This window comes from Caulobacter sp. FV2ps19 (assembly GCF_058681035.1).
The window spans coordinates 3136693-3154276 of sequence record NZ_CM178729.1; the positions used below are offsets into that span (position 1 = coordinate 3136693).

Genomic DNA, 17584 nt, shown 5'->3' on the forward strand with positions numbered 1-17584 from the left:
GCCATTCGTCTTTTGACCCGGGCGGCGTTTTTCAACGGCATGCCGCGAAACCTCCGTCGGAGATCGACATCGGTGACCGCAAGGCGCAAGGTGACCGTATCGTCGGACAGGTTCTCTGGACGCCCGGCGGCTGAGAGATAAGGCCTTTGACCCAAGCTCCCGTCTTTTCGACGCGGAGCCAGCCATGACCTCGTACACCGTCTTTCCCTTCAAGGCCTCCGGCGTCGCGCCTGTGTTTTTCGCGATTGAAAGCGAAGGCGACGCTGCGGCCTTCCTGGAGGCGCTGCGATTGCTGGGCGAACACCGCAGCGCTGATCGCGTCAGTGTTTGGCGCGACGAACAACTGGTCTTCAGCGGTCTTTCGACAGACTGTTTGGCGTGGCTCGCGGCCGAGCCGGAACGCTTGGCCCAGTGCCCGGCGCTTGATAGTCCAGACCAAGGGTGCCCCTCCGATTGCGGACGGCTGACCGTCGTCACGACTTGAAGTCAGGACGGATCGGAAACGGACCGCAACATGATCCCGCCGCCCGCGCCACCCACTTGGCTGCATGCGCTCATATTCGATGTCGATGGCGCCTTGCTGGACTCGCCCCATGAAAGGCTTGGCGCGAGGCCTTGACGGGTCACGTCGCCAAGGCGCGGTTCACGACGGCCTTCTATCAAGCCCATGTCACGGGAAGATCCCGCCTCGACGGCGCACAGGCGCCCTCAAGGCGCCCCCCAAGGCCGGCGGCCCTCTGGCCCTCTGGATCGAGGGCGAACGGTACGATCTTGGTCCAGACCGGCCTTTGGTCGTCGACCTCGCCGCCGAGGCCCCATCCCGGACGACCCGAACCCACGGAAGGAGTCCAGGGTCAGCCGCGCTGCAGGGTTCCGGCTTCCTGAATCGAATTGGACCCAGGACGGGCTAGACGACCGCGCCAAATAACCGGCCGATGCCCGCAGTCAACGCCATCGCCGCCGCGCCCCAGAAGGTCACCCGCACGACCGATCGCCAAACACCGGCCCCGCCAACCCCCGCGCCGACAGCTCCGAGCAGGGCCAGGCAGGACAAGGCCGCTAGGGCCACCGCTATCGTCAGCCAGGCGGCCGGAACCAGGAGCACGACCGCCAATGGCAGGGCCGCCCCGAGGGTGAAGGTCGCCGCCGAGGTCAGGGCCGCCTGGATCGGGCGTGCCGTGGTGTGGGCCGAAATGCCCAGTTCGTCGCGGGCGTGGGCGCCGATGGCGTCCTTGGCCATCAACTGCTCGGCGACCTGCCGCGCGACATCCGACGCGACACCACGCGCCATATAGAGGCCCGCCAGTTCGACCAGTTCGGCCTCGGGGTCAGCGACCAGTTCGGCGCGTTCACGGGCCAGATCCGCCTTCTCCGTGTCAGACTGGGAAGAGACCGAGACATATTCGCCGGCCGCCATCGACATCGCTCCGGCCACCAGGCCCGCGGCGCCCGCGAGCAGGATCGCTGATCTTTCGGGATTGGCCGCGGCGACACCCACGATCAGGCTAGCGGTCGAAACAATGCCGTCATTGGCGCCCAGCACCGCGGCGCGCAGCCAGCCGATCCGGGCCACCAGGTGGCGTTCGCTGTGTAAGCGGCTCATGGGGAGCGTCCTTTGGGGAAATGAGGCGACCGACGATGGCCGGTTGCGCACCTTGGTCGCAAGCGGCAAAGATACATGTCAACAGAGCGCCATACCCGTCAGCGTTCCGGGCGATTACGTCGCTCAGACGAGACTGAACCAGCTCCCTCAGAATGCCAAGGCCCGCGACTGGAGCCGCGATGGACTGGATGACAAAAAATGATCTCGCGCAATGCAAGCCGGGTGGCGGAATGACAGGATCTGCACCCGCCCTGTTCTGACAGAATCTCCCACCCCTCCTTCTTCTCCCGCATTGACCTCCAGAACCGGCGAGCGCCGGCGGATCGGACAAGCCCCATGGCGCGAGATGGTCTCAGCGGACTGACGACGGCCGAGGCCGATCGGCGGCTGTCCGCGTTCGGCCCCAACGCCCTGCCCCAAGCCTCGCGCCGAGGCGTGGCGCGGATCATCCTCGACACCCTGCACGAGCCGATGTTCCTGCTGCTGATCGGGGCCGCAGCTCTCTATCTGGTGCTGGGCAGCCTGGGCGAAGGCCTCTTCCTGATGGCCGGAGCCATCGCCACCATCGGGCTGGTCGTCCTGCAGGAAGCGCGCAGCGAGCGTGCGCTTTCGGCCCTGCGCGACCTCTCCCAACCCCACGCGCGCGCCATCCGCGACGGGATCGAAACCCAGGTTGCCGCGCGCGATCTGGTCCCCGGCGACATCATTCTGGTTGGCGAAGGCGAGCGCCTGCCCGCCGACGGCGCCCTGATCGCCGGCGACGTGCTGAGCGTGGATGAATCCGCGCTGACCGGGGAGTCGGCGCCGGTCTCCAAGCGCCCATTGACCGACGGCGAAGCGGCTGACGCCGAAACCCAGCCCGGCGCCCAGACCAGCCCCTATCTGTTCTCCGGCACGCTGGTGGTGCGCGGCCAGGCCGTGGCGGAGGTCGGCAAGACCGGACCTCGCACCGCGCTGGGCCGCATCGGCGTATCCCTGGCGACGATTGTCCAGGAGCCCACGCCCCTGCAGAAAACGGCGGGACGGCTGGTTAGCCTGCTGGGCCTTCTGGCTCTGGCCTTTTGCGCCCTTGTCGCCGTCGCCTATGGACTGCTGCGCCAGGACTGGATCGGCGGCGTCCTGGCCGGCATCACGGTCGCCATCGCCCTGATCCCCGAAGAATTCCCGATGGTGCTGGCCGTCTTTTTGGCGCTCGGCGCGGGACGTCTGGCCCACCACAAGGTTCTGGTCCGGCGCAGCGCGGTGATCGAAGCGCTGGGCGGCGCATCCTTCCTGTGCGTCGACAAGACCGGCACCCTGACCGAGAACAGGATGCAGGTCACCCGCCTTTGGACGGAGGAGGCCGATCATCTCGTCGAGGCGGGCGTCGCGCCCGCGGGCGCCGCGCAAAGATTGCTGCAGATCGCAGGACTGGCCTGCGCCGTCCATCCAGTCGACCCGATGGACAAGGCCGTGCGCGCCCTGCTGGGCGCCGCGACGCCGACCCCGCCCGGCGCCCCGGCCGAGCCGGAGCGAACCTGGCCGCTGCGCCCCGAGATGATGGCGATGATCCAGGTTTGGCGCGAACCCAAGGGTCATTGGCGCGCCGCCGCCAAGGGCGCGCCCGAAGCCATCTTCCGCCTCTGCCGCCTGCCCGATGACCAGACCGAGCACCTGACAGACATCGTGGAGCAGTTCGCTGTCCAGGGATTGCGCGTCCTGGGCGTCGCCTCCTGCGAGACCAAGACGGCCTTCCCCGAAAATCCGGACGACGCCCCGTTCCGTTTCGCCGGGTTGATCGGCTTCCTGGATCCTGTCCGGCCCGACGCCCCCGCGGCGCTGAAGGAGGCGCGGGAGGCGGGCATTTCCGTGGTCATGATTACAGGCGATCATCCCGCGACCGCTCTCGCCATCGCCAAGGCCGCCGGCCTGGACACCTCTGACGGCGTCTTGCTGGGCGGCGAGATCGCCGCTCTGGACGACAGCGCCCTGGCCGAACGCCTGCACAAGACGCGGATCTTCGCCCGCATCGTCCCCGAACAGAAGCTGCGGATCGTGCGGGCCCTGAAGGCGGACGGTCAGGTGGTCGCCATGACCGGCGACGGGGTCAATGACGCGCCAGCCCTGCAGGCGGCGCACATCGGCATCGCCATGGGACAAAAGGGCACGGACGTCGCGCGCGAGGCCGCCGATCTGGTGATCCTCGACGACAGCTTCGCCTCGATTGTCGGCGGGGTGAGACTGGGGCGGAGGATCTTCACCAACCTGCGCAAAGCGCTGGTCTATATCACCGCCATTCACGTGCCGATCGCCGGCGTGGCCCTGATCCCGATCGTCATGGGTCTGCCGCCACTGCTCTACCCGATGCACGTGGTGTTCATGGAACTGGTGATCGACCCGGTCTGCGCGATGGTTTTTGAGGCCGAACCCGGCGGGCCCGGCGCGATGAAGCGTCCGCCCCGACGGCAGGACGAGGCGCTGTTTGGCCTCCGCCAGATCGGCCTGGCTCTTCTGCAGGGCATTGGCGTGCTGGCCGGCGTCCTCGGAATCTATCTCTGGGCGCTGGACCATCATCCGGAAAATCAGGCCCGGGGCGCGGCTTTCCTGACCCTGGTTGCCGGCAACCTGATCCTCGCCCTGGCCGACGCATCCTCGTCGGGCGGTCGCCTGTTCGCACCGCATCGCCGCATCTACTGGATCATCGCCTCGGTGGCGTCCGGTCTCCTCGCCCTGATCTTCGCCGTGCCGACCCTGGACACGATCTTCAAGGTCGCCCCGCCCTCGCCCGGCCTGCTGGCCAGCGCCCTGCTGGTGGCGATCGCCAGCGGCGGCTGGTTTGGACTGGCCCGAACCCTGGGCCGACGCGTCTCGATCCGAAGCCCCTCGTGATCCCTCCCCGCCGCTCACAAAGAAAGACGGCCATACCCCTCGCGCCCATGCCTTCAAATGAGAAGCCGCAGCCCCCGGATGAGGCCGCCCGGCCATCGGGAGAGCCTGAGTGTCGTCGAGCGCTGGCGGGTTGAGCAGGACTGAGGCTACGGCCCTCAAGGCGTTTGGAACCGGCGCTGCTGTCGAGCAGCCTGCGCTTTGCGACAAACGGCGATAACTGAATTTCACATTACGGCACATTGTCCCGCAATATGAAATTATTTGCCTTGTTTGCCCGCGGTCGATATGGATCTGATCAATGAACCGCGGCAGCGATCGCAAGGGAGGCGGCGTCGTGATCCTGGATAGACGCGCAGTGCTGACCGCCCTCGCCGTTACCGCAGCAACCGGGACGCAGAGCGTCTGGGCGGCGGAGCGCGAGAAGCCAATGCTGCAATGGGCGTTCGACTTCGGCGATGGGTCTGCGGCGCCCGGTCATGTCAAGGTCGGGCGCGATGCTCTCTACACGCCAACGATTGGCCATGGCTTCGAACCGGGCGCGGGTTCGGGTCCCTTCCTGTTTTCGGTCGCCCTGCCAGAGGGCGACTATCGGGTCATCCTCGAACTCGGCGGGAAAACCGCTTCGGACACGACGGTCAAGGCCGAGTCCCGACGGCTGATGCTGGAACAGATCACGGTCCCCGCAGGCAAGACGGCCTTGGCCGAGTGCGTCGTCAATGTCCGCACGCCAGCCCTGGTTGCTCCCCCGCCCAACGCGCCCGGCGGGGTGAGGGTGATGCTCAATCCTCGCGAGGAAGGCGCCTACGACTGGGACGACAAACTGACCCTGGAGTTCTGCGGGCCCGCCCCGGCCGTGCGCCGGCTGCGGATTGAGTCCGCCACGACGCCAAGGGTATTCCTCGCCGGCGACTCCACTGTGACGGACCAGCGCTTCGAACCCGCAGCCGGCTGGGGCCAGATGCTGCCACGGTTCTTCAAGCCCGACGTCTCGGTCGCCAACCATGCCGAGTCCGGCGAGTCGCTGAAGGCCTTCCTGGTCGAGCGGCGCCTGGACAAGATCCTCAGCGGCATCAAGCCAGGCGACTGGCTGCTGATCCAGTTCGGACACAATGACCAGAAGGTTGAGTGGCCCCAGACCTATGCCGAGGCCGCCACCACCTATGGCGACTATCTGAAGGTCTATATCGGCGAGGCCCGACGGCGCGGAGCCCGTCCGGTGCTGGTGACCTCGATGCATCGGCGGAAGTTCGACGCGGCCGGCAAGATCATCAATACCCTCGGGGACTATCCCAAAGCCGTGCGGACGGTTGGGCGCGAGACCGGCACGCCGGTCATCGACCTGCTGACCCTGAGCGCGATGCTTTATGAGGCGCTGGGCCCCGACCAGGCCTGGAAGGCCTTCTCAGATGGCGGCAGGGACGCGACCCATCACAATAATTACGGCGCCTACCAACTGGCCCAGTGCGTCGTGGCGGGGATCCGGTCCGCGGTTCCGGATCTGGCCCTGCACCTGATCAAGGGCCTGCCGCCCTTCGACCCGGCCCATCCGCCCTCGCCTGACACCTTCATCATGGCCGCGAGCGCCGCCCACAGCACGGAGTCCCCGCGTGGCAACTGACCGTAGATCCCTGCTCGGCCTGGGCGCCCTGGCCGTCGCCGCGCCGAGTCTGGTCCGCGCCCAAGCGTCGACCTCGCAGGTCGAGGTCGTTGATCTGTGGCCCGGCCCCGCGCCGGGCGGCGAACGCGTGACGGTCGAAGAAAAGGTCATCCTCCGCACACCCGGCGGCGATCCCAACGACACCGCCTTCGTCAATGTCCGCAAGCCGTGGCTGATGATGCGCCGGCCCGCCCGGCCGAATGGCGCGGCGATCCTGATGATCCCCGGCGGCGGCTACGCGCGGGTGGCGGTCGGCCGGGCCGGCGGCGCGATTGACGCCTGGATCGCCAGCCAGGGGATCACGGCCTTCGTCATGGACTATCGCCTGCCTGCCGACGGTTGGGAGGCCGGGCCGGACGTTGCGCTGCAGGACGCCCAGAGAGCCATTCGCCTGATCCGCGCCCGCGCGCCGGAACTGGGTCTCGACCCGGCCCGTGTCGCCGTCGCGGGCTTCTCCGCCGGCGGCCACGTGGCTGCGCGCCTGGCCACCCGCTTCGCGGCCGACAGCTATGCCCCGATCGACGCCGCCGACCGTCTGCCGACCCGGCCGATGGCGACGGCCCTGTTCTATCCGGTCATCACCATGACCGCTCCGCACGCCCATGGCGCTTCCGTCAAGAACCTGCTGGGCCAGAGCCCCACGGACGCCGCCCGCCAGGCGGTGTCGGCCGAACAGAACATTCCCGCCAACACCCCACCGACCTTCATCGCCGCTGCAGCTGACGACAGGGTGGTGCCAATGGAGAATAGCCTGCTGATGTTCCAGGCCCTGCGCGCCAAGAAGATCGCCAGCGAACTGCATGTGTTCGAGTCCGGCGGTCACGGGTTTGGCCTCTACGGCCCCACGGGCGCGCCCATGGCCTGGCCGGATCTGCTGACCGCCTTTCTGAGGCGGCACGGCCTCTACGCATGACGCCAGCTGCGTTCGACGTTCGGACCTTCGGGGCGCGCGGCGACGGTGCGGCGCTGGATACCGCAGCGCTCAACACCGCCATCGCCGCGGCCCATGACGCGGGCGGCGGCGAGGTCATCCTGCCAGCGGGGCGGTACCTCTCGTTCTCGATCCGCCTACTCAGTGGTGTGACCTTGAGGCTGGAGACCGGCTGTGTGCTGGAAGCCGCCGATCCCGCGCGCCACGCCGGCGTCTATGATCCCGCGGAGCCGAACCCCCACGATCTGTATCAGGACTTCGGCCATAGCCACTGGCGCAACAGCCTGATCTGGGCCGAGGACGTCGAGGACGTCGCCATTGTCGGACCCGGGATGATCGACGGCCGCGGCCTGACCCGCGAAGGTCCGGGCTCTCGCTGGATGCGTCAGACGGGCGAATTCCCCCTCAGCATGGCCGATCTTTCGCCTGAAGCGATGGCGATCCTGTCGCCGGACCTTGAGGCGATGGCCGGCCAGGGTAACAAGGCCATTGCCCTGAAGACGGCTCGCCGGATCAAGCTGGAAGGCTTCACAGTCTATCGCGGCGGTCACTTCGCGGTGCTGGCCACCGGCTGCGACAACCTGACGATCACCGGCCTCTCAATTGACACCAATCGCGACGGAATCGACATCGATGCATGCCGCGACGTGCGTATCGCCGATTGCCGGGTCAACACGCCCAATGACGACGCCATCGTCCTGAAAAGCTCTCTGGCCTTGGGCGCGCCACGCGCCACGGAGCGGGTGGACATCACCCGCTGCCAGGTCAGCGGCTACGACCTGGGCACCCTTCTGGACGGCACGCTGGGCCGCACCCAGCAGTTGGCGCCCGACCAGGACCGCATCACCGGCCGTATCAAGCTGGGCACCGAATCCAACGGCGACTTCCGCAACATCACCATCAGCGACTGCGTCTTCAACCGTTCGCGCGGATTGGCTCTGGAGACGGTCGACGGCGGAGTGATCGAGGACGTGACGATCTGCAACATCGTCATGCGCGAAGTGACCACCGCGCCCCTGTTCCTCCGCCTGGGCGACCGACGACGCGGACCAGACGGCACAGGGCGCGGCGCGATCCGGCGCATAGCGGTCCGCAAGCTCACCGCGTGGAATATCCACCCCGATTATGCCGCGACGATCGCCGGCCTTGAGGGTAGCTCCATCGAAGACGTCGAACTGACCGATGTCTGCCTGCTCTATACGGGCGGCGGCGACCGCGCCCTTGCCGCGCGGCGACCAGCCGACCTGGCCGAGGCCTATCCGGAGCCCAGCATGTTCGGCCCGACCCCGGCCTATGGTCTTTGGGCCCGCCACGTTCACGGCCTTCGCCTGGACAATATCCGGATCGAGGCGCTCAAGCCCGATGAGCGCCCGCCCATTCTGTTGCAGTCCACACAAGGCGCGCGGTTCAGCCGACTGGAGCTGGCCTGGACCGAGGGCGTCGAGCCGATCATCACCGAAGACGCCGATCTGGTCGCCGACCCGCTACGGCGGGTAGGCCAGAGCTTGGCGGTCGGAGAGCGAGGTTGAGACGCCGCACGATCCTGGCCGGCCTGGCAGCTATGGCCGCGGCTCCGGCGCGGGCCGCGACGCGAGAACCGTATCGGCGCGGTCGACGCCTGCACGCCGAAGACTTTCGCAGCGACCTGAGCCAATGGGCGATTGAGGCCGAAAAGCCGGCGCATGTCTTCGTCCGGAACGGCGCGCTCGAGATCGACACGCCCGCCGGCCTGACCGTTTGGTTTCGCCCCGAACTGATCGGGCCGGTGATGATCGAATACGAGGCCCAGGCTGTTTCGGCCGGAGGCGCCCACGATCGGGTCAGCGACCTCAACGCCTTCTGGATGGCCCGCGAGCCTTCAGGGGGCAGCCCTCTGACCCATCCCCGTTCCGGAGCCTTCGCCGACTACGACACCCTGCAGACCTACTATGTGGGCCAGGGCGGCAACGGCAACACGACGACCCGCTTTCGCCGCTATGTCGGTCGGCCGGGCGATCGCCCGCTGCTGCCTCAGCACGACCAGGCCGCCACCGACGAGATGCTGGTTCCCAATCAGTGGATGACGGTGCGACTCATCGCGGACGGCGGACTGATCCAGTACTGGTGCAATGGCGCCAAGTTTTTCGAACTGCGCGACCCGGCGCCCTATACGCGAGGCTGGTTTGGCCTGCGCACGACCCAGAGCCATCTGCGGATCCAACGGTTTCGGGTGTTCGCGCTGACGGCCGCAGACGGCGCGTTCTGACCAGGTCTGTCGCAGAACGCCTAGAGCGCGATAGCCGAAAGTGTACGCGGTTTCGGCGGCTATCGCGCTCTAAGTATATGATTTAGAGCCTTTTTAGACGCTTCATATGATTCCATATGAAGCTAAAAGGCTCTAGCGTCGAGGACGTGCTCGGGAACGCCAGACCAAAGCCGTCACCAGCCCTCAGGCAACTGCTCCGGAACGGCGTCCCCGACGAGGGCCAGAAGTTCGATCAGGTTCAGCGACCACTGCGACGACTGATTGGTCGAGACATTGGCGATCTCGTCGATCGGATCAAGCACCACGGGTCCCGACACCCGGGTGATCGGCGGCGGCGGGCCGGCCTCTCCGTTGTTGCGGCGGTCGGTCAGAAACTCGCTCCAGGCCCGGCGGGCCAGAACCGGATCGTCCAGCTTCCGCGCCGCCCAGGCGGTCAACTTGGCGTGCCAGACCGGATAGCCGAACACCCGGTCCGACGCCTTAGGTCCCAACGCCGCCTGACGCTCGGCCTGAGGTGCATTGTAATAGGCGCAGAACCGCAACCAGGCCTTGGACCAGGCTGGATCGTCGATCAGACCATCCAGCTCGAACACGAACTCTGCCCCGCCCATGATGGTCACCAGGTGATAGCTGGTGGCGAAGGCGCCGCCGATATCAACCATGGTCGCCGTCGCCGGATCGTAACCAAAGCCCGGTCCCGAGAACATCCCCAGCGGCGAGGCGGCGATCCCATCCAGCCCCTTGAGGATCTTGTCTCGCCAGAGCGTGTCGCCAGTCCGCTCCCACTGCACCAACCAATTGCTGGCGAAGGCGAACCAGTCGGGACCGGTGCGGGCATGCGTGGGATAGGCCGACTTCTCCAGCCGCTTTCGCAACGGGTCGACAGCGACCAGGGCATGATCCGCATCGACCTCCGCGGCCATCAAATCGCCCGTCCGCTCGTCAGCGGTCAGGTAGTAGAGGTGCCGGCGCAGCAGCGCCTGGCTGATCCGCACTTCCTTGGCCCCATCGCCCCAATGGCTGACATTGTGGCGCGAGCCCAGGCCCTTGAACGGCCCCAGGTGATGAACGTCGACCTCGCCCGTGTGACGTGTCATGGCCTCGGCGTGACGAAAAAGGTCCGCCCGGCCGGACCGCAGATAGGCCGTCCAGAACCATAGATCGGGCACCAGTTCGCTATTGGCCCAGGCATAGCCACCGACGTCATAGCGCCAGACATGCCGATCCTGGTCATAGGTGTGCATCACATCGCCGTGGTCCCAGAACCCGTACCAGCGCCGCTGCTCGACCTCGTTCAGATAGAAGCCGGCCAACCGGTCAAGCTGGTCCTCAAGCCGCGCCTTGACCGGTGTCGAGCGATCGACAGGACTCCACGCCCCGAACACGCCGCAGGCCTGATAATGGGCCGGTGCGCAAACCGGCAGCGGCGGGGCGCTGACATGCCGGGCCATGACCGACAGGTCCGCGCGGCTGGGCGTGGCGGCCAGCGGCCACAGGAAGATCTCGTTGGTGCGCGCCACGCCCAGCGGCGTGCTGTGGCCTTCCTCGACGTCCTCGTACTGGATCTCCAGGCCATGGGCCTTGTCGCTATAGTGACGCAGATCCATCGGCGCCGCTTGGGGAGACCAGAGCCACAGGGTGACGGTCGCCGCCTCGCCGGTGGCGCCTGCAATCTCAAGTCCGGTCGGATGCCTTTGCCAGAAGTCGCGCAGGCCAAAGGCGACACCACCGGACACCCCGCCGACATAACCCAGTCCGCAAGCCCGTCCTCCCTGGTCGGCGCGCAGCCAGGAACTGTCGGCTCCCGTCCGCTTGTCGATCGTGAAGACGTCGGAGTCGCCCTGAAACAGGCGGAAGCCGTCCCAGGCCGGCACGGTCAGCAGTTGTTCGCGCGTCTTGGTGTCCATCTCCGCCAGCGCGGGAACAGCCTTGCCGTCGAGCTGGAGCGGGAAGCGATCAGCCAAGGCGAACTTGGCCGGAGCCCAGCCTGGCAGATTGCGCACGGCCTCGCCCCACATCCCGTCGCCCTGCCCCGCGAACCGGACATGCCGATTGTGGAGTTCGTCGGTCAAGGGGGTGTCAAAGCGCAAACCCAGGCCGGCGATGAAATCGCGCGCGGCGTTCCCGTCGAAGGCGAAGCTGTGGGTCAGTTTCAGGCCGCCAGCCGCATCCACCGCCACGCGCACGGTGAAGGGCAACCAGGCTCGCCCCGCCGCCGAGCGGTGCATCCCATCCAGTCGAACGACGGCCCGGACTGGGCCCCGCTGCTCGACCAGAGCGGTTTCAACCCGGCTCTCGAAGGCCTCGGTGGTCACCGTCCCGACCTCGCCGGGGGGGCTGTCGCGGCAAAGGCAGACCAGTCGCCCGTCGCGCAGGGTTTCGCGCCCCTTCACCAGAATTCGCTCTATTAGAGACCGCCCGGAACGCGGCAGACGGCAGACCAGATCGCCCGCCGTAATCTCGATGGTGTCGACGGTCTCGCGGACCGTCAGCGGCGTCGGCCACGTAGCCGATTTGCCGGGCTCAATGCGGAAGCGCCCTTCCGGCCCTGGCCCGGCAATGGCGTGACCCGTCCACTTGACCGAGCCGTCCGGCCAATAGGCCAGAGGCCAAGTCTGAAGTGGGATGGCTGTCCCGTCCTTCGCGATGGCCCGCAGCGGCGTCGTTTTCGCCAGGGCTCCGCGCGGCCAGGGCGCGCCCCAAACCGTCGCGGCCGGAGCCGCGAGGGGCGCATCGCCCAGCCAGGACACCTCGACCGGCGCGGTCGAGGGCCTCGTCTGGACAACTCCGGGAACGGCGGCGGCGGAGAGCGACAGGCTCGCCGTCAGCACATCCCGTCGCGTCGTTCCCGGAGACACGATCGCCCTCCTAGAACTTCATCGCCGCGCCGACGAAGAAGCGACGACCGAAGTAGCCCAGCTCCGTCAGGCGAATATCGCCGGCAGTGGAGCGCTCTTCTTCCTTGGTCAGGTTCTTGCCCTCAACGAATAGGGACAGACCCTTCAGGCCTGGCTTCCAGGTGATCTTGCCGTCCAGATAGCCGGTCGCATCGCGATAGACAGGCTGACCCGAGGTGTCGGCGGCCGAGACCAGGTACTTGGATCGGTAGTTGTAAGCCAGGCGAGCGTTGAACGGACCCTTGTCGTACCACACCGTCAGGTTGGCGCTGTCGGAGGACAGCCCCGGGAACGGCAGGGCCGTGCCGTCGAGGGTCGAGAACAGCAGAACGTCCTTGGCTTTCTGGTAGGTGTAGTTGGCGTCCACACCGAAGCCCGAAAACACACCAGGCAGGAAGGTGAAGGCCGTCTTGCCCGTCAGCTCCAGGCCCGAGATCTTCGCGCCATCGCCATTGATATAGGTATTGTAGTTGTAGAGAACGCCGTCGCCATAGACGTCACGCTTGCCGGTAAAAGTCCGGGAAGAGACGTAGAACGAGCGGATATCCTTATGGAACAGGCCCAGCGAAATCTGGGTGTCCTTGTTGGGATAGTATTCGAAGCTCAGGTCGTACTGGTTGGCGCGATAAGGCTTCAGGTCCGGATTGCCGGCCGAGCAGCTAGGCTCGTCAAACTCGCCATTGGCGTCAGGTGAATTATCGGTGGTGCAGGACACCGTCGGCATCAGGAAGTCCATGCGCGGACGCGCCATCAGCTGGGCGAAACCACCCCGCACCGACAGCACGTTCGGCACGAACCAGAGACCGGCGTTAAAGCTGGGCAGATAGACCGTGTAATCCTTGGTCATCGAGGCCAGGGAATTGCTCAGCACGTAGGTCGTCGACGAACCGCCGTTGGTCGCCGCAAAGGTCTGGCTGCGGGTTGAAGCGCCCTGCCCCTCGGTCTTGGTGTGAACCCGGCGCACCCCGACGTTGCCGTTGACTTCGAACGACCCGAGCGGGAACTCGTAGTTTACCTTGAAGTACTGGGCGTCGGTCTTTTCCTGAATGCGGTAGGGGATCTGGTTGGCGGCCTTGCCGTCGCTGCCGACCGTGCTCTCCAGGTTGTTCAGGTTGAAGTGCGACGTATCCAGTTGGGCGGCGACCGTATCAAAGTTCGGATACTTCCAGCTCGTCGGCAACCCGCCGCCGCCGAAATAGAAATCGCTGGGCAGGTCGGTCATCGCGTTGGCGAAGATCGAGTCCGAGAAAGCTCGTGACCAGGTCTCGGTCGTCGACCAATAGCCCGTGGTGTAGGCGGGCGAAGCATTGACCGGGTTGGTCTGGTCGATGGTCTGGGCGCCGGCGATCGTCGCCGTCGAGTTGACGGCATTGCTGTAGAGCACGGTGTCGTCGGTCGTCGAATAGGGATTGGCGCCGCCGTCCAGCACGAAGCCGCCATAGCCATAGCCCTTGGTCGAGAAGTCGGTGGCGCGGGCGCCAAACTCCAGCTTGGGCACGTAGGCCAGATGCGTGTCGTAGTCGAAGTCGAGCTTGTACTGCTTTTCTTCCGAACCGACTTTTGAGGGGCGATACTGGATTTGCCACTGGCGGATAGCCGAAGCGTCGCTGGGGCTATAGCCGGCGGCGAAGACGAAGGACGGTGCGCCGGTCGACGGATCCAGAGTCACCGTCATGCCAGGCGTGTCGAACGTGACGCTGACATTGTTGGTTTGCGACACCGTGCTGGTGTCTGCGCTCGAGCCCTGGAACTCGACCTGCAAGCGGTCACCGCGATAGTTGGCGCCGAAGTTATAGTAGTTGCTGCTGGAATCGTAGGCGAAGTCGCGGGCGCTGATGCCGAAGCCGCCATAGCCGCCGTTGCCGGACGTGCTCAGGCAGTTGCCCAGCGTATAGCCAATGACGTTGTGATTGGCGTCAACCTTGACCGAAGAGGCCGTGGTGTTGGTCGACGAGCAGGACGTCGCTGAGGCGGCGTTACGCAGGCGGGTCGCCGAGGTGAAATCGGTGCCGTAGTTGATGTCGTTCAGCGTCTGGGACCGCTCATTGCGGTTGTAGCTGACCCAGGCGTCGATCTTGTCGGTAAAGCGATATTGCGCGGTAAACTCCGCCGAGATGCGCTCATCGCCGCGCGTCCAGACGCCGTAACGCGCCACGCGCGGCGCGTAATCGTACCACTGCGACGAACAGGCGTTGCGCAGGTTGCTGGTCGAGATCTGGGTGGCGTCCGGCGTCGTCAGGCTGCTGCACCCCGCCTGGCTGGTGACGTTACGCGCCAGGTCGTTGATCTGCGAATTGTAGCCGGTGTTATAGTAAGAGACGGTCTTCTCAGCAGAATTGTCGAAGTCCGCGAAACGCCCCCATGAACTGTTTCGAACATAGTCGCCGCGCGTATCGACCTTGTCGTAGGTGATGTTGGCCATCACGCCCAGCCGTCCGTCAAACAGCTGGGTGGCGGCAAACAGGTTGCCGCGCGGCTTCCAGGTTTCGGCAGTGTCGAGATACTGGCCCGAAGCGGTCATGGAGAGGGTGGGCTTGTTGAAGTCCAGCGGCCTGCGGGTCTTTACCGAGACCGTGCCCCCAATGCCGCCTTCCGTCATGTCGGCCGTGAAGCCCTTGAACACGTCGATCGACTGAACCAGTTCGGAAGCCAGTTCGCGGAAGTCGTTCGAGCGCCCACCGCCGCCATAGACCTGCAGGTTACCCGCTGTCGACAGGGTGCTCATGCCGTTGATTTCAACGCGGTTCAGATCCGGTTCTACGCCGCGGATCGAGACCGAATTACCCTCGCCAAAGTCGCGGGCCAGCTGCACGCCGGTGATGCGCCCCAGCGCCTCACCGACGTTCTTGTCGGGAAACTGGCCGATGTCCTCGGCGACGATGGAGTCGGAAATCGTGCCGTTCCGCTTCTTGCGGTTCATGGCCGACTGAAGGCTGGCGCGCGTACCGACGACGACAACCTCTTCAATGGTGTTGATCTTGTCCGAGGCCGCTGAGCCTGAGGCCGCCGGAGCGCTCTGGGCGTAAGCGCCGCCCGCGCAGGCAAGGCCCGCAGCCAAAGCCAACAAGGATGCCGTAGCGATAGTCGCGCGACGACGATCGGTGAATGCAAGCATGGATTCCCTCCCTCTGCCATGAACTAGGCGCCTCCCAACGAAAGACGCTGGCGCTCTGACCGTGACTGCGACTGCCTTTTGAGTGAGCAGCCCACAGCGCATGGCGGCGCCTTTCTAGTGGAGCTATCCATAATTCCATATGTTGAGATGTCAAAGCATTTTATGGGAAGACAGGATTTTGTTTTCATGATGTAAGGATCGCGCTTGCTCAGCAGACGGCGTGCGCGCCGACCTCGAGCCGCTCGAGGCGGCCGGCGAAAGCAGGAAAAACGAGGAAACCCAGGGGGAAACTACGCATGAGCCAGGGTCGGAGACTCCGGGGCGCGCGAGCCGCGATATCCCTACTTCTATGGACGTCGGCGCTGTCGTGCGCGAGCGGGTCTGTCTTGGCCGCACCGAGAATGATGGAAGCGCTGGATCGCGGCCTGGTCGCCGTTCCAGCCATCAATGGCGGCATCCTGGTCAGCTGGCGCCTGCTGGGCGACGAGCCGGCCAAGACGGGCTTCAACCTCTATCGCGATGGCAGGCGGCTGAACGCCGCCCCGCTGACCGGCGCCACCAATTTCGTCGACATGGCCGGCGATTCGTCGTCGACCTATTCCGTTCGGGCGCTTGTGAGCGGCAAGGAAGCGCCCGCCAGCGCCCCGGCGAGGGTCTGGTCGGCAGGCTATCTTACGGTGCCGCTGCAGCCGCCAGCGGACGGGACCACGCCGGACGGCGTCGCCTATTCCTACACCGCCAACGACGCCAGCGTCGGCGACCTAGACGGCGACGGTCGCTACGAGATCATCCTCAAGTGGGATCCCACCAACTCCAAGGACAATGCGTTCGGCGGCTTTACGGGGCCGGTGATCATCGACGCCTATACGCTGGAAGGCCGGCGCCTCTGGCGTATCGACCTGGGGCGCAATATCCGGGCCGGCGCCCACTACACTCAGTTCCAGGTCTATGATCTGGACGGCGACGGCAAGGCCGAGGTCGCCATGCGCACCAGCGACGCCACGGTGGACGGCGCCGGCGCGGTGCTGGGCGATCCAAACGCCGACTGGCGCGGCAAGGATGGCGAAGTTGCTCAGGCCGACCGCACCGGCGCTGTGACCAAGGCGGATGGGACCAAGGTCGCGCCGCTGGTCGGCCGCATCCTCAAGGGGCCCGAGTATCTGACGGTGTTCGACAGCCTGACCGGCAAGGCTCTGGCCAGCGCCCCCTACAGTCCGCCGCGCGACCCGCGCACCGACGCCCCGACCACCGAACAAATGACGCAGATCTGGGGCGACGGCTACGCCAACCGCTCCGACCGTTTCCTGGCGGGGACCGCCTATCTCGACGGCGCGCGCCCCAGCCTGATCTTTGCCCGGGGCTATTACGGCCGCACGACCGTGGCGGCCTGGGACTGGTGGAACGGCAAACTCACCCAGCGCTGGCTGTTCGACAGCAGCACCCCCGGCAACGAGGCCTTCGGCGGTCAGGGCAATCACCAGCTCAGCGTCGCCGACGTCGACGGCGATGGCCGCGACGAGATCATCTACGGCGCCATGGCGGTGGACGACAACGGTAAGGGCCTGTGGAGCGCCCAGCTGTTCCACGGCGACGCCATGCACGTCTCGGACCTGGACCCCACCCATCCTGGCCAGGAGAAATTCGGCGTCTATGAGAGTCCGAGCCGGAACGGCGGGATCGGCGCCGCCATGCTCGACGCCCGCACGGGCAAGGTGCTGTGGAGCACTCCCACCGACAAGGACACCGGCCGTGGCTTGGCGGCCGACATCGACCCCCGCTTCCCTGGCGCAGAGGCCTGGGGCAGCAATTCCGATCAACTCTATACGGCCCAGGGCCAGCCCATCGAGGGCGTGAAACATCCTCGCCAGACCAATTTCGCCATCTGGTGGGATGGCGATGATTTACGTGAACTGCTCGACCGCAACCAGATCAGCAAGTGGGATTGGAAGGCGGGCGCGACGACGCCCCTACTGACCGCTGAGGGCATGACCTCGAACAACGGCACCAAGTCGACCCCCGCCCTGTCGGCCGATATTCTCGGCGACTGGCGTGAGGAAGTTATCTGGCGCGCCGAGGACAACCGCTCCCTGCGCATCTACGCCACGCCCTATCCCACCACGCGCCGTCTCGTGACCCTTATGCACGATCCGCAGTACCGGCTGTCGATCGCTTGGCAGAACACCGGCTACAACCAGCCGCCCCACCCCAGCTTCTATCTGGGTGAAGGCATGAAGACGCCCATCCGCACCGACATCCGGACCAAGTGAG

Annotated in this window: 10 protein-coding genes; 7 read left to right on the forward strand and 3 right to left on the reverse strand. The window is 66.0% G+C overall.

What is annotated here, in order from left to right:
- The first annotated feature begins 184 nt into the window (after positions 1 to 184).
- Positions 185 to 484, forward strand: coding sequence for a hypothetical protein (locus tag ACW18B_RS14880; RefSeq protein ID WP_492047802.1), 300 nt, complete (start codon positions 185 to 187; stop codon positions 482 to 484).
- 423 nt (positions 485 to 907) lie between these two features.
- On the opposite strand, the gene ACW18B_RS14885 is transcribed toward ACW18B_RS14880, so the two are convergent.
- The gene (locus ACW18B_RS14885; RefSeq protein ID WP_492047803.1) at positions 908 to 1603 is read right to left on the reverse strand and encodes a VIT1/CCC1 transporter family protein; all 696 of its coding nucleotides are present in this window, start codon (positions 1601 to 1603) and stop codon (positions 908 to 910) included.
- 336 nt (positions 1604 to 1939) lie between these two features.
- Between ACW18B_RS14885 and ACW18B_RS14890 the strand changes: the two genes are divergently transcribed.
- The 5 genes from ACW18B_RS14890 (at position 1940) to ACW18B_RS14910 (ending at position 9304) form a co-directional block, all read left to right on the forward strand.
- Complete coding sequence (locus tag ACW18B_RS14890; protein WP_492047804.1) at positions 1940 to 4471, forward strand: cation-translocating P-type ATPase; 2532 nt, start codon at positions 1940 to 1942, stop codon at positions 4469 to 4471.
- 298 nt (positions 4472 to 4769) lie between these two features.
- A complete protein-coding gene (locus ACW18B_RS14895; protein WP_492047805.1) occupies positions 4770 to 6089 on the forward strand; it encodes a rhamnogalacturonan acetylesterase in 1320 nt (439 codons plus the stop codon).
- Positions 6079 to 7041: an alpha/beta hydrolase gene (locus tag ACW18B_RS14900; protein WP_492047806.1), complete on the forward strand. Its 963-nt coding sequence runs from the start codon at positions 6079 to 6081 to the stop codon at positions 7039 to 7041. Before ACW18B_RS14895 ends, ACW18B_RS14900 begins: the two co-directional genes overlap by 11 nt.
- The gene (locus ACW18B_RS14905; protein ID WP_492047807.1) at positions 7038 to 8588 is read left to right on the forward strand and encodes a rhamnogalacturonidase; all 1551 of its coding nucleotides are present in this window, start codon (positions 7038 to 7040) and stop codon (positions 8586 to 8588) included. Before ACW18B_RS14900 ends, ACW18B_RS14905 begins: the two co-directional genes overlap by 4 nt.
- Complete coding sequence (locus tag ACW18B_RS14910) at positions 8585 to 9304, forward strand: DUF6250 domain-containing protein (protein WP_492047808.1); 720 nt, start codon at positions 8585 to 8587, stop codon at positions 9302 to 9304. The genes ACW18B_RS14905 and ACW18B_RS14910 overlap by 4 nt, the downstream gene beginning before the upstream one ends.
- 173 nt (positions 9305 to 9477) lie before the next feature.
- On the opposite strand, the gene ACW18B_RS14915 is transcribed toward ACW18B_RS14910, so the two are convergent.
- Positions 9478 to 12162, reverse strand: coding sequence for an exo-rhamnogalacturonan lyase family protein (locus tag ACW18B_RS14915; protein ID WP_492047809.1), 2685 nt, complete (start codon positions 12160 to 12162; stop codon positions 9478 to 9480).
- Positions 12163 to 12172: 10 nt separating this feature from the next.
- Positions 12173 to 15316, reverse strand: a complete 3144-nt coding sequence (locus tag ACW18B_RS14920) for a TonB-dependent receptor (protein ID WP_492047810.1) — start codon at positions 15314 to 15316, stop codon at positions 12173 to 12175.
- Between the two features lie 386 nt (positions 15317 to 15702).
- On the opposite strand from ACW18B_RS14920, the gene ACW18B_RS14925 reads away from it, so the two are divergent.
- Entirely contained in the window at positions 15703 to 17583 is a 1881-nt protein-coding gene (locus tag ACW18B_RS14925) for a rhamnogalacturonan lyase (protein ID WP_492047811.1), read from the forward strand.
- Position 17584 lies beyond the last annotated feature (1 nt).

Excerpts from the sequence above, each read along its gene's own strand:
- ACW18B_RS14880 (WP_492047802.1), top strand. The coding sequence starts at position 185 with ATGACCTCGTACACCGTCTTTCCCTTCAAGGCCTCCGGCGTCGCGCCT.
- ACW18B_RS14885 (WP_492047803.1), bottom strand. The coding sequence starts at position 1,603 with ATGAGCCGCTTACACAGCGAACGCCACCTGGTGGCCCGGATCGGCTGG.
- ACW18B_RS14920 (WP_492047810.1), bottom strand. The coding sequence starts at position 15,316 with ATGCTTGCATTCACCGATCGTCGTCGCGCGACTATCGCTACGGCATCC.
- ACW18B_RS14905 (WP_492047807.1), top strand. The coding sequence starts at position 7,038 with ATGACGCCAGCTGCGTTCGACGTTCGGACCTTCGGGGCGCGCGGCGAC.
- ACW18B_RS14890 (WP_492047804.1), top strand. The coding sequence starts at position 1,940 with ATGGCGCGAGATGGTCTCAGCGGACTGACGACGGCCGAGGCCGATCGG.
- ACW18B_RS14895 (WP_492047805.1), top strand. The coding sequence starts at position 4,770 with ATGAACCGCGGCAGCGATCGCAAGGGAGGCGGCGTCGTGATCCTGGAT.